The organism is Pseudomonas sp. H9 (assembly GCF_004353925.1).
Classification (GTDB): domain Bacteria; phylum Pseudomonadota; class Gammaproteobacteria; order Pseudomonadales; family Pseudomonadaceae; genus Aquipseudomonas.
Genome location: NZ_SMOK01000027.1, coordinates 99,786 through 112,320 on the forward strand (window position 1 = coordinate 99,786; position 12,535 = coordinate 112,320).

At 61.4% G+C, this 12,535-nt stretch carries 12 protein-coding genes; all 12 read right to left on the bottom strand.

Annotated elements, in window-relative coordinates:
• Positions 1-31: 31 nt before the first annotated feature.
• The 12 genes from E1573_RS20605 to E1573_RS20660 all read right to left on the bottom strand — a co-directional run bounded on the left by E1573_RS20605 (position 32) and on the right by E1573_RS20660 (position 12,440).
• Positions 32-1,423: an L-cystine transporter gene (locus E1573_RS20605; protein ID WP_133216409.1), complete on the bottom strand. Its 1,392-nt coding sequence runs from the start codon at positions 1,421-1,423 to the stop codon at positions 32-34.
• Positions 1,424-1,634: 211 nt separating this feature from the next.
• Positions 1,635-2,279, bottom strand: a complete 645-nt coding sequence (locus tag E1573_RS20610) for a methionine ABC transporter permease (protein ID WP_133216410.1) — start codon at positions 2,277-2,279, stop codon at positions 1,635-1,637.
• Positions 2,269-3,393, bottom strand: a complete 1,125-nt coding sequence (locus tag E1573_RS20615; protein ID WP_133216411.1) for a methionine ABC transporter ATP-binding protein — start codon at positions 3,391-3,393, stop codon at positions 2,269-2,271. Before E1573_RS20615 ends, E1573_RS20610 begins: the two co-directional genes overlap by 11 nt.
• A 1-nt stretch (position 3,394) precedes the next feature.
• Complete coding sequence (locus E1573_RS20620) at positions 3,395-4,198, bottom strand: MetQ/NlpA family ABC transporter substrate-binding protein (protein WP_133216412.1); 804 nt, start codon at positions 4,196-4,198, stop codon at positions 3,395-3,397.
• Complete coding sequence (locus tag E1573_RS20625; protein ID WP_133216413.1) at positions 4,191-5,576, bottom strand: LLM class flavin-dependent oxidoreductase; 1,386 nt, start codon at positions 5,574-5,576, stop codon at positions 4,191-4,193. Before E1573_RS20625 ends, E1573_RS20620 begins: the two co-directional genes overlap by 8 nt.
• Complete coding sequence (locus tag E1573_RS20630; protein ID WP_133216414.1) at positions 5,576-6,781, bottom strand: SfnB family sulfur acquisition oxidoreductase; 1,206 nt, start codon at positions 6,779-6,781, stop codon at positions 5,576-5,578. Before E1573_RS20630 ends, E1573_RS20625 begins: the two co-directional genes overlap by 1 nt.
• 22 nt (positions 6,782-6,803) lie before the next feature.
• Positions 6,804-8,045 carry an SfnB family sulfur acquisition oxidoreductase gene (locus E1573_RS20635; RefSeq protein WP_133216415.1) on the bottom strand — a complete coding sequence of 414 codons (1,242 nt, stop codon included), beginning with the start codon at positions 8,043-8,045 and terminating at the stop codon, positions 6,804-6,806.
• A gap of 210 nt (positions 8,046-8,255) precedes the next feature.
• The gene (locus E1573_RS20640) at positions 8,256-8,939 is read right to left on the bottom strand and encodes a hypothetical protein (protein ID WP_133216416.1); all 684 of its coding nucleotides are present in this window, start codon (positions 8,937-8,939) and stop codon (positions 8,256-8,258) included.
• 170 nt (positions 8,940-9,109) lie between these two features.
• Positions 9,110-9,871 carry an L-cystine ABC transporter ATP-binding protein TcyN gene (gene tcyN / locus E1573_RS20645; protein ID WP_133216417.1) on the bottom strand — a complete coding sequence of 254 codons (762 nt, stop codon included), beginning with the start codon at positions 9,869-9,871 and terminating at the stop codon, positions 9,110-9,112.
• Positions 9,872-9,874: 3 nt separating this feature from the next.
• A complete protein-coding gene (gene tcyL / locus E1573_RS20650; protein WP_165957371.1) occupies positions 9,875-10,540 on the bottom strand; it encodes a cystine ABC transporter permease in 666 nt (221 codons plus the stop codon).
• Positions 10,540-11,334: a cystine ABC transporter substrate-binding protein gene (gene tcyJ, locus E1573_RS20655; protein WP_133216419.1), complete on the bottom strand. Its 795-nt coding sequence runs from the start codon at positions 11,332-11,334 to the stop codon at positions 10,540-10,542. The genes tcyL and tcyJ overlap by 1 nt, the downstream gene beginning before the upstream one ends.
• A 107-nt stretch (positions 11,335-11,441) precedes the next feature.
• Positions 11,442-12,440, bottom strand: a complete 999-nt coding sequence (locus E1573_RS20660; RefSeq protein WP_133216420.1) for a D-cysteine desulfhydrase — start codon at positions 12,438-12,440, stop codon at positions 11,442-11,444.
• Positions 12,441-12,535 lie beyond the last annotated feature (95 nt).

Consider the following 12,535-nt stretch of genomic DNA (forward strand, 5'->3'; position numbering starts at 1 on the left):
GTAGGAACGGGCCTGCCTCGCGATCATTGCCTCAGGAATGCGACAGCTGCGCATGCTCCTGAGCATCAAGCAGCGACTTGTCAGTCTGCTTGAGCATCTGGCTGGTGATTGCTCCGGCGGTCATCGAGCCATTCACGTTCAACGCCGTACGGCCCATGTCGATCAGCGGTTCAACCGAGATCAGCAACGCCACCAACTCCACCGGCAAGCCCATGGCCGGCAGCACGATCAGTGCGGCAAACGTCGCACCGCCACCCACGCCCGCCACACCAGCCGAACTTAGCGTCACGATGGCCACCAGCGTGGCGATCCACAGTGGGTCCAGCGGGTTGATACCGACCGCTGGTGCGACCATGACCGCGAGCATCGCCGGGTACAGACCGGCACAACCGTTCTGGCCGATGGTTGCACCAAACGAGGCGGCAAAGCTGGCAATCGACTGCGGAATGCCCAGGCGACGGGTCTGTGCTTCGATGCTCAGCGGAATGCTGGCGGCACTGGAGCGGCTGGTGAAAGCAAACGTCAGCACCGGCCAGACCTTGCGGAAGAAACGCAGTGGGTTAACGCCGCTGATCGCCAGCAACACACCGTGCACCACGAACATCAGCCCCAGGCCGATGTAAGACACCACCACGAAACTGCCGAGTTTGAGGATGTCGTCCAGGTTCGAGCTGGCCACCACCTTGGTCATCAGCGCCAGTACGCCATACGGGGTGAGCTTCATCACCAGACGCACCAGGCGCATGACCCAGGCCTGCAAGGTGTCGATGGCGGCCAGTACGCGATTGCCTTTTTCGGCGTCATCTTTGAGCAACTGCAGGGCGGCCATGCCGAGGAATACGGCAAAGATCACCACGCTGATGATCGAGGTTGGCTTGGCGCGGGCCAGATCGCCGATCGGGTTGCTAGGGATGAAGGACAGCAGCAGTTGCGGGATATTCAGGTCGGCGACCTTACCCACATAATCGTTCTGGATCGCCTGCATCCGTGCGGTTTCAGCAGTGCCCGCCACCAGGCCTTCGGCGGTCAGGCCGAACAGGTTGGTCAGGACAATACCGATCAGCGCGGCGATGGCGGTGGTGAACAGCAGGGTGCCAATGGTCAGGAAGCTGATCTTGCCCAGCGACGAGGCGTTGTGCAGACGGGCAACGGCGCTGAGGATCGAGGCGAAGATCAGCGGCATGACGATCATTTGCAGCAACTGCACATAACCGTTGCCGACCAGGTCGAGCCAGCTGATGGTGGCCTTGAGGACCGGATCGCCAGCGCCGTAAATGGTATGCAAGGCAGCGCCGAACAGCACACCAAGCACCAGGCCGACCAGAACTTTCTTGGCCAGGCTCCAGTTGCCATGACGGGTTTGTGCCAGGCCTAGCAGCAACGCCAGGAACGCCAGCAAATTGAGAGACAGCGGCAGGTTCATTGAAGCTCCAGAGAAAAAGCGGGGGCATCGCCTCTGTGTGCGATTGCGAACAGAAATGCTAACAGCATGAAAACGAACGAATTTATATCAATAGGTTATTTGCTTAGCTTTTTTTGGAATATAAAGGCTCGCTGGGAGCGGGCTTGCCCCGCGATAGCGATCTTCCTGTCACCCCGCAATCGCGGGGCAAGCCCGCTCCTACCGGAAGGGGTCAGCGTTTGTTCAGGCCTTTGGCCAGGCGGTCGCCGCCCAGTTGGATCAACGCCACCAATGCGACCAGCATGACAATCACGGTGAGCATGATCTGGCTGTCAAAGCGCTGGTAGCCGTAGCGGTAAGCGATATCACCCAGCCCACCGGCACCGATGGCCCCGGCCATGGCCGAGGAGTTGATCATGGTCACCAAGGTGATGGTGAAGCCGCCGACAATCCCCGGCAGGGCCTCAGGCAGCAGCACGTGCCAGACAATGTGCCAGCGACGACAGCCCATGGCCTGGGCGGCCTCGATCAGGCCGTGGTCAACCTCGCGCAGGCTGACTTCGGCAATCCGGGCGAAAAACGGTGTGGCCGCAATGGTCAGCGGTACCACCGCCGCCCAGACCCCATAAGTGGTGCCAACAATCAGGCGCGTGAACGGGATCAGCGCAACCATCAGGATCAAGAACGGGATCGAGCGGAACAGGTTAACGAACGCCCCGAGCACTCGGTTCAGGGTAGGCGCTTCGAATATCCCGCCCTTGCCGCTGGTGACCAGAATCACCGCCAAGGGGATCCCGGCCAGTAAGGCGATCAGCGATGACACGCCAACCATCAGCAGGGTGTCGAGTACCCCTTGAATCAGGCGATCAGTCCACATAACCGAGTACCTCTACCTGCGTGGCCCATTGTCGGGCGCGTTCGATGATCTGTTCATGGTGATGCGGTGAGTGCGTCACCGTCACCAGCAATTGCCCCAGCGGTCGCCCCTGGATCGGTTCGATACCGCCTTGCAACAGGCTGATACGGCCACCAAGGCTGGCGAACAAAGTGGACAACTCTGGTGCTTGGCGGTCACTGCCTGTGACCTTGAGGTTCAGTACCAAGGCTGAATCGGCGCTGCTCGGCTGGCTTTGCAAACGTGCCTGCAAGGCCTCGGGCAGCGGCGCTTGCAGGGGCGCGAGCAAGGTTTTGCTGACGTCATGCTGAGGGTCGCCGAACACCTGCCAGACCGCGCCCTGCTCGACGATGCGCCCGCGCTCCAACACCACCACCCGGTGGCAGATGTCGCGGATCACGGCCATTTCGTGGGTGATCAGGACGATGGTCAGGCCAAGGCGCTGGTTGATGTTGCGCAGCAACTCCAGGATCGATGCAGTGGTTTCCGGGTCGAGCGCAGAGGTGGCTTCGTCACACAGAAGAATGTCCGGGTCATGCACCAGCGCCCGGGCGATGCCGACGCGCTGCTTTTGCCCACCTGACAATTGCGCGGGGTAGGCCTGGTGTTTGTGTTCAAGCCCGACCAGTTCCAGCAGTTCGGCGACTTTGCGCTGGCGCTGGGCCTTGGGCACGCCCGCGACTTTCAGCGGCAACTCAACGTTCTGCCACACGGTCTTGGCCGACATCAGGTTGAAGTGCTGGAAGATCATGCCAATGCGGCGGCGCAGGGCGACCAGGCGGTCTTCATCGAAGTCGCCGATGTCCACCTGGTCGATCAGTACACGGCCGGTAGTGGGTTGTTCCAGGCGATTGATGGTGCGGATCAGCGACGACTTGCCAGCGCCGCTGCGGCCAATGATGCCGAAGATCTCTGCGCGCTGAATGTTCAGGTCAATGCCTTCCAGCGCCGCAGTAGCTTGCCCCGGATAGGTCTTGCCCAGGCCGAGAAAGCGCACATGGGCAGTGTTCAGCTCGGGGTGAAGGGCCCGTTGTGGCGCTGTGTGCAGCGGCACGCTGGTGTTGGCTTCGGGTGTCAGGCGGGCAGCGGCGCTCATTTCAGCTCTCCCAGCCCGGTTGGTAGAGTTTGCCGTGGGCTTTATCGAGCGCTGCGCGCACAGCCGGCGAGTGTTGGTAGATGTCGATGAACTTGGCCAGGCGTGGGTCGTCCTTGTTCTGCGGGCGGATAACGAACTGGATCACGTATTCCTTGTGGTCGAGGCCGTCGAACAGCAGCGCCGAGGTGGCATCGAAGGTATTGGCCAGGCGGATGTAGGCCGGGTAGCCCTGCACCAGATCGGCATCATCGTAGGCGCGGACCAGTTGCACCGCTTCTACCTGAAGGATTTTCAGCTGCTTGGGGTTGCTGACGATGTCATCTTCAGTGGCTTTGTAGCCGACGCCCGGTTTGAGGGTGATCAGACCGGCCTTGGCCAGCAACTGCAAGCCGCGGCCGCTGTTGATCGGGTCGTTGGCGATGGCCACGCTGGCGCCCTGAGGCAGCTCGTCGAAGCTTTTGTACTTTTTCGAGTAGAGACCGACGTTGTTGATGATGCCCGGTGCGAACGGTACCAGGTCAAAACCGGCGGCGGCCTTGGCGTTTTCCAGGAAAGGGATGTGCTGGAAGTAGTTCACGTCGATGTCGCCGCTGGCCAGGCTGACGTTGGGTGCGATCCAGTCGCTGAACTCGATCAGCTCAACCTCCAGCCCCTGTTTCTTCGCTTCGCTGACGGCCGCCTCCAGTGGGATGGCAAAGGCTGCGGTGGTGCCGACTTTCAAGGCGTCTGCGGCCTGGGCCGCGCCCAACAGACCAAGGCTCAAGGCCAGTGCCGCGACGGGGCGGGCAAGGAATTGTTTAAGCATGCAGTAGCGCTCCGGTCGAGGTGGTGTGGCGATAGCTGGCGCCGGGGTGATCGGCAGGCAGCAGAGGGTTTTCGGTGGCGAAGAGTTTTTCGCGCAGGCTGCCTTGTTCGTAGGCGGTTTTGTACGAGCCACGGCGTTGCAGCTCGGGGATGACCAGGTCGATGAAATCGACATAGCTTTCTGGGGTCACCGTGCGGGTCAGGTTGAAACCGTCCAGGCCGGTTTCGGCGATCCAGCTTTCCAGTTCGTCGGCAACCTGGGTCGGTGAACCCACCAAGGTGATGTAGCGCCCGCCTAGGGCGTGCTGGTCGAGCAATTTGCGTCGGGTCCAGTCATTGTTCTGCAGGGTTTTAGTGGCCGACTGGATGGCGTTGCTTTTCACGTACTGGATAGGCTCGTCCAGCTCGTAGGCGGAAAAGTCGATGCCAGTAGAGCTGGAAAAGTGCGCAACACCGGCTTCAGCGCTGGCGTAACGCAGGTACTCAGCGTGCTTGGCCCAGGCTTGTTCCTCGGTGCGGGCAACGATCACCGTCACCCCCATGAACACCTTGATGGCCTCAGGGTCGCGGCCAGCGGCCACGGCAGCGGCGCGCACCTTGTCGACCTGGGCGCGGGTGCCGGCTTTGGTCTGGCCACTGATGAACACGCACTCGGCGTGATTACCGGCAAAGCCCAGGCCTCGCTCGGAGCTACCGGCCTGGAACAACACCGGGGTGCGTTGTGGCGAAGGTTCGCACAGGTGATAACCCTCGACGCGGTAAAACTCGCCCTGATGGTTGACCTTGCGCACCTTGTCCGGATCGGCGTAGACCCGCTGCTGGCGATCATTGACCACCGCGTCGTTGTCCCAACTGCCTTCCAGCAGTTTGTACAGTACCTGCATGTATTCGTCGGCCTGGTCGTAGCGGCGGTCGTGCTCGGCTTGCTGCTCAAGCCCCATGGCCCGTGCGGCGCTGTCGAGGTAGCCGGTGACAATGTTCCAGCCCACCCGGCCACGACTCAGGTGATCGAGGGTCGAAAGCTTACGGGCGAACAGGTACGGCGCCTCGTAGGTCAGGTTGGCGGTCAGGCCAAAGCCCAGGTGCCGGGTGACGGCCGCCATGGCCGACACCAGCAGCAGCGGGTCGTTGACCGGCAGCTGGATCGACTCTTTGAGCGGTACCTCGACACTGTTCTGGTAGACGTCGTAGACCCCGACGATATCGGCGATGAACAGCCCGTCGAACAGCCCGCGCTCCAGCAATTGCGCCAGCTCGGTCCAGTACTCCAGGTGCTTGTACTGGGTGGAGGTGTCGCGTGGATGGGTCCACAGGCCGTGGTTGATGTGGCCAATGCAGTTCATGTTGAAGGCATTGAGGAGGATTTTTTTCTTGGCCATCAGATGGTCCCCCGCAGCGGTGGGTTCTCATCGTTGAGGTAGTAATTGCCGATGGCGTGGTACTTCCAGCGCACCGGGTCGTGCAGCGTGTGCACGCGGGCGTTGCGCCAGTGGCGGTCGAGGCCATGCTCGGCCAGGGTCGCCTGGCTGCCGGCCAGTTCGAACAGGGTGCTGCCCGCGGCCAGGGAGATTTCGGTGCTGATGGCCCGGGCTTCGGCCACGGCGATGGAGGCCGCGGCAACGCTGCTGGCCGTGAGGTCGGCCTGGGCTTTGTCCAGGTAGTCGCCCGCGCGCTCAAGCAGGGCTTCGGCGGCGTGCAGGCGGATAGCCAGATGGCCGAAGGATTTCAGGGTCAACGGGTCGTCGCTGGCCTTGTCGATACCAGAGTCGATCCACGGACGGCTGCGGGTCCGCACGAAGTGCAGGGCGTCTTCATAGGCGGCGCGGGCAATACCGGTGTCGATGGCGGCATGAAGGATCTGCGCCAGCGGACCGACACTGGTCGGGCGTTCGAAGGCGCTCTGAAACGGCACTACATCGTCGGCCGCAACCCGAACGTTATCGAACACCACCGAACCGCTGCCGGTGGTGCGTTGGCCGAAGCCGCTCCAGTCGTCGATCACTTGCAGCCCGAGGCTGTCGGCCGGCACGAAGGCCAACTGCTGTACGCCGTGCTCATCGATCACTGAGGTGGGAATACGTTGGGCGTAAATGGCGCCGGTCGCATAGAACTTGCGCCCGTTAATGCGGTAGTCCTCACCGTCGCGGCTCAGGGCTGTGGTGCGGTCGTGGGCGGTTTTGGTGCCCAGTTCAGCCAAGGCGTTGCCGAAGCGTTTACCGGCTAGCACTTCGGCGTACAGGCGCTGCTGTTGTTGCGGGCTGCCGTTGATGCGCAGCACTTCCAGCGCATAGAAATGGTTTTGTGGAATCTGTCCGAGTGACGCATCGGCCTGGGCGATACGGGCGATGACTTTTGCCAGAGTGACGTTCGACACACCAGCCCCACCAAAGGCTTTGGGGACGCTGATGCCCCAGAGCCCGGAGCGGCTGAACAGCGCCAGTTCCGGGTGTGGCAGGCGGCGTTCGCGATCGCGCTCAACGCTGTCGCGGCGCAATTCGCCCGCCAGTTCTTCGACCACCCGGAGTGCCTGGGCGTCAGTGTGGATCACCGCGACGTTTTCGTGCGGTTGCGGTAGAAGGCTCATAGAGTAGGCTCCAGTGGTCTGGTCAGATCCAGGAATGCCGGGCAGGCAAGGTACCGTTGAGGTGGTAGGCACCGACGGCGTGGTATTTCCAGCGCACCGGGTCGTGGAGGGTGTGTACGCGGGCATTGCGCCAATGCCGGTCGAGGTTGAACTCGGCCAGGGTGGCGCGGCTGCCGGCCAGTTCGAACAGCTTCTCGCTGGCCTGCAGGGCAATCTCGGTGGTCAGCACCTTGGCCTCGGCTACGGCAATCGAAGCGCGAGCGGCCGAGTCGGCATTCACTGGCGCGGCGTTGACCTCATCGAGGGTGCGCGCGGCTTTGCTCAACAACGCCTGGGCTGCGTGCAGTTCAAGCTGCAGACGGCCGATATCGGCGATTACGTAGAGGTCATCGCTGGCGCGCTCGACCTTGGCATCGATCCACGGGCGTGATTTTTCCCGCACAAAGCTGATCGCGTCGGCCACCGCCGCTTCGGCAATGCCGGCATCGATGGCGGCCTGGATCAGTTGCGATGCGGCACCCTGGATGTTCGGCACCTCGTTCTGGCGCCAGTTGTCGATCACCAGTTCTGGTTCGACCTGGACCCGGTCGAGCAGCACTGTGCCGCTGGCGGTGGTGCGCTGGCCGAAGCCTGACCAGTCATCGACGATTCGCAGCCCTGGGGTGCCGCGGCGCACAAAGGCCATGACCTGGTGGCCTTCGTCGTTGATCGCTTTGACCGCTACCCAGTGGGCGAACAGGGCGCCGGTGGAGTAGAACTTCTGGCCGCTGAGTACGTAGCGATCGCCCTCGCGGGTGATGCGTGCCTTGAGTTCCAGGGTGTGCTTGCTGCCGCGCTCGGGCCCGGCATTGCCGATCCGCCAGCCGTCGAGTACCGACTTGAACAGCAGTTCCTTCTGCCGCTCGGTGGCGGTGCCTTTGAGCAGTTGCAGAATGCCAAACTGGTTCTGTGGAATTTGCCCCAACGCCGGGTCGGCGGCGCTGATGATGCGAAACACTTCGGCGATGGTGACAAACGACACCTGTGGGCCGCCAAAGGCACGGGGAATGGAAATACTGCCCAGGCCGCTGCGGGTGAACTGCTCGATTTCGGCCCAGGGCAGTTTGCGCTGTTGGTCGCGACGAGCGGCCTGGCTGCGGGCTACCTCGGCCAGTTCATGGGCGGCCTGCAGTGCTTGTTCATCATTGAGCAGCACCTTGGCTGGCAACAGCAGCGGGGCGCTGTCCAGATCACTGTGGACGTTGATATCTGCCAGACTGGACATCAGTACTGCTCCTTGGCTGTACTCAATGCCCTGGCGTTACGCACTGGGGTGATTGTGTTCCTGACCATACCTTACCTCACGTATTAGAAAGGTCGGCGCGCGCTGCGCCGACGGAAATGCGCTGGTCCGGTGGTCCGGTTCATATACCCTAATGCTGTATAAAAATTAAATAAACTAACTTGTTGGAATATGCATAGAAGTACTCAACGCTCATCCGGCAAACACCCGAAGTGCAGTTGAGGGCGCCCACTGCGAGCGGTTGCCGACCCGGTCGAGAATGCAGTAGCTCAGCTCCAGATGCGGGTCAGCACCGCTTTCTTCGATCAGAGCCCGTGGGATTTCCACTTGCAGCGTGCGACCGATCTGTTGGCGATTCAGGGGCGCAAGGTCGAGCCGCAGATCACCCCAGCGCACGGTAATCTGGTCGCCTTCTGCCATGTTGCGGTAAGGCGCCAGGCTGCACTGCAGGTCGCCACTCAGGGTGTCGAGACAAAGGCCTTCGTGACGCAGCCGACGATCCAGTTGCAAGGGCTGCAGGTGCTGCTCTGCGTCATTGCCGCCGGGGCAGTCGAGTTTGACCAGCACTTGTCGCTCGGGTGATCTCAGCGGGCGTTGGCCAGGCTTGAACACGCGGTAATGCAGGCGCTGGACGCCGTTGTGCAGCATCCCGGCGGGTATGCGCAATTCGACGTAGTCATCTGCGTGCGCAGCTTGCAGTGTGTGAGCGGCGACAAAGCGCTGGCCCCAGAACAGCGTGATCAGGTCACCTGCTTCCATTGGCGGTTGTATCGCTATGCGCGCGTGCAGCCGGGTTGCACTGTGCAAGCCGATACCGGCGATATGGATACCGGGCAGGGCAGGAAGGAGGAGTTCGATTGCTGGGCTGGCAGACATGGCGCGCATCCTTGGCTTGAGTCGCTGCGGGAATGGCGGTTATTGGCCAGCGGGCGCGCAGGATCAAGCCCGGCCACTGCCCTTTGTGAAGCAGTGGCGAACTTCAGAACAGGCCTACGCCCGTGCGGAAAGCAGCAGGCGCGCTTGAGGGCGGGGTCTGGCGGGGTAATTCAGTACCCAGTGTTCTGGGTGCCGAGAAACTTGCCGAGGAACTGCCGGGTGCGTTCTTCCTTGGGGTGGGCAAATAACGCGCGGGCTTCGCCTTGTTCGACAATTACGCCCTTGTCGAAAAAAATCACCCGGTTGGCGACGTCGCGGGCAAAGCTCATTTCGTGGGTGACGATGATCATGGTGCGGCGCTCTTCGGCCAGGCCGCGAATGGTCGCCAATACTTCGCCGACCAGCTCCGGGTCCAATGCCGAGGTCGGTTCGTCGAACAGGATAACTTCCGGCTCCATGGCCAGGGCCCGTGCAATGGCCACCCGTTGTTGCTGGCCGCCCGACAGCTTGCGAGGGTACGAAGCCTCCTTGCCTGCCAGGCCGACCTTGGCCAACAGCTTCATGCCCAATGCCACGGCTTGCTCGCGCGGGGTCTTCTTGACGACCACTGGGCCTTCGATGACGTTTTCCAGTGCGGTGCGATGAGGGAACAGGTTGAAGTTCTGAAACACAAACCCGACCTGCTGACGCAGCTTGCGGATCAACCCTTGCTGCTGGCTGAGCGGGCGATTGGCATCAATCTCCACGTCACCGACCTGGATACGCCCGCTGCTCGGGGTTTCCAGCAGATTCAGGCAGCGCAGGAAGGTGGTTTTGCCGGAGCCGCTGGGGCCGATGATGGCGATGACCTCGCCAGCCTCGACCTTCAGGCTGATTTCGTTCAGCACGGTCTGGCCATTGAACTGCTTGCTCAGTCGCTCTACCACGATCATGCCTCAGGACTCCTGGTCGTGCCGGTTGACCCGCTCTTCCAGGCGGTTCTGCAGGTGTGCAAGAACGCTGGCCAGCACCCAGTAGATCAGTGCGGCGGCAAGGTACATGGTGAAAATTTCAAAGGTTCGTGCGGTGATCAGTTGTGCCTGACGGAACAGCTCCGGTACCTGGATGGTGGCGGCCAACGCCGTGTCTTTTACCAGTGAGATAAAGCTGTTGCCCAAAGGCGGCAGCGCTGTGCGCGCCGCCTGGGGCAGGATTGCCCGGCGCATGGCCTGGCCGCGGGTCATGCCGATACTGGCAGCCGCTTCCCACTGGCCGCGATCGATCGAACCGATGGCAGCACGCAGGATTTCACAGGCATAGGCCGCCATGTTCAGCGAGAAGCCGATCAAGGCTGCGGGCATCGGGTCCAACTCGATACCCAATTGCGGCAAGCCGTAATAGATCATGAACAACTGCACCAGCAACGGTGTGCCGCGAAAGAACGACACATAAACCCGCGCTGTCCAGCTCAGCAGCTTGAACGACGACAACCGCATCAGGGCCAGGCCAAAACCCAGCAACAGGCCGAAGAACATCCCGCCGAGGCTGAGAATGACCGTGTAGTACGCGCCCTTGAGCAAAAAGGGCGCGCTGTCGAGCGCAAGCTGCAGGCTGTCTTCGATCATTTAGTCACGTCGTCGCCGAAGTACTTCTGGGACAGCTTGGCCAGGGTGCCATCGGCACGCAGCTTATCCAGTGCCTTGTTGAGCGCTTCGAGCAGTTCCGGCTCACCCTTGCGCAGAGCGATGCCTGATTCCAGGCGTGAGAAAGCGTTGCCGGCCAAGGCTGTGTCTTTGGCTTTCTGGGCGTATTCCAGCGCGGCCAGACGGTCGATCAAGATGGCGTCGATACGGCCTACTCGCAGTTCCTGGAATTTGGTGGGGTCATCGTCGTAGGTCTTGACCACCGCATCGGGTACTGCGGATTTCACCCACTGCTCGTAGTTGGTCCCCAGGCCCACGCCAACCTTTTTGCCTGCAAGGTCTGCGGCTTCGTTGATGTTGAGTTCATCTTTTTTCTTGGCCAGCACCAGCGCCTGAATGCCGGAAACGGTATACGGCTGGGAGAAGTCGTATTTCTTTTTGCGCTCTTCGGAAATGGTCACCTGGTTGATCACCACGTCCAGGCGTTTGGATTCCAGCGCGGCGAGAATGCCATCCCATTTGGTCGGTTGCAGCTTGGCTTTGACCCCCAGCTCTTTGGCCAGCGCTTCGGACAGCTCCACTTCGTAACCGGCCAGCTTGCCGTTCTCATCGACGAAGCTGAACGGTGGGTAAGTGCCCTCAAGGCCAACGCTGATCGTGCCCTTGTCCTTGATGGTCTGCAGTTGCTCACCAGCAACGGCCTGGCCGAGCAGGGTGGCGCCCAGCAGCAGGGCGACGCCTGCGTTGATAATCTGTTTAGCGATTACTGTCATGACGAAGCCCCAATGTTGTTGTGTCGTGGATGGCGACTATAGGGTGACGCTAATAGGCTTAAAAATAATATAAATTCATTTTCTTATGCCTTTAGCGCACAAGTAGCTCAACTGTTCCAGACCTCAGGGTAGGCGAATAACGCCGGAGCCCCACCGGTATGCAGGAAAATCAACGGGCCATCGTCGAATCGCTGACGGGCAATGCCGTCGAGCAGGCCGGCCATGGCTTTGCCGGTGTACACCGGGTCGAGCAGCAAACCTTCCTGGCTGGCCAGCAGGCGAATTGCGGCCAGGGTGCCGGCGTTCGGTTCGCCGTAGCGGGGGGCGAAATACTCGTCCCACAGCTCGACCTTGAATGCCGCCGGCAGACGCACACCCAGCAGTTCCGCGGTGCGCTCGGCCAGGCCTTGTACTTTTGGTCGTTGTGCCTCGTCACTACGCGAAACGGTGACGCCGATCACCGGCAGTTGTGGCAAGGTTTCAGCCAGTGCCAGAGCCAGGCCGCTGTGGGTGCCGGCACTGCCGGAAGCGAGCACGACGCCGGCGAACGTTTGGCCGCTGTGGTTAATCTGTTCGGCCAGTTCCAACCCTGCGCGTACATAGCCCAACGCACCCAGTGCGTTGGAGCCGCCGATGGGCACGATGTAGGGTTTGCGCCCGCTGGCGTGCAGGCGCACTGCCAGGGCTTGCAGCTGTTCATCGGCGTTGTCGAGGTTATCCACAAGCTCGACCTTGGTATCGAACAGCTCCAGCAGCAGGCGGTTGCCGTTACCTTGGTAGCTGGCTGAATCGGTGTTGATCGGGTTTTCCAACAGCGCGACACAATTAAGGCCCAATTGCGCGGCGAGTGCGGCGGTCTGGCGGACATGGTTGGATTGAATGGCACCGGCAGTGACCAGGGTGTCGGCCCCTTTGCTCAAGGCATCGGCCGCCAGGTATTCGAGTTTGCGCAGCTTGTTGCCGCCCAGCGCGAGCGGTGTGAGGTCGTCGCGTTTTACATAGATGTCCCGGTCAACCCAAGCCGAGAGGCGTTGCAGTTTTTGCAACGGGGTCGGTGCGCCCAGCAGGTCCAGACGATTGAAGCGTGAAAGCTGTCGGTCGATCATGGCGAATCATCTGTAGGGAAAATCCGACTATAGGCAGGCCCGGCTCGATGGGCAACTTCTGGGCTTCGGTGGGAGCGGGCTTGCCCCGCGATGCG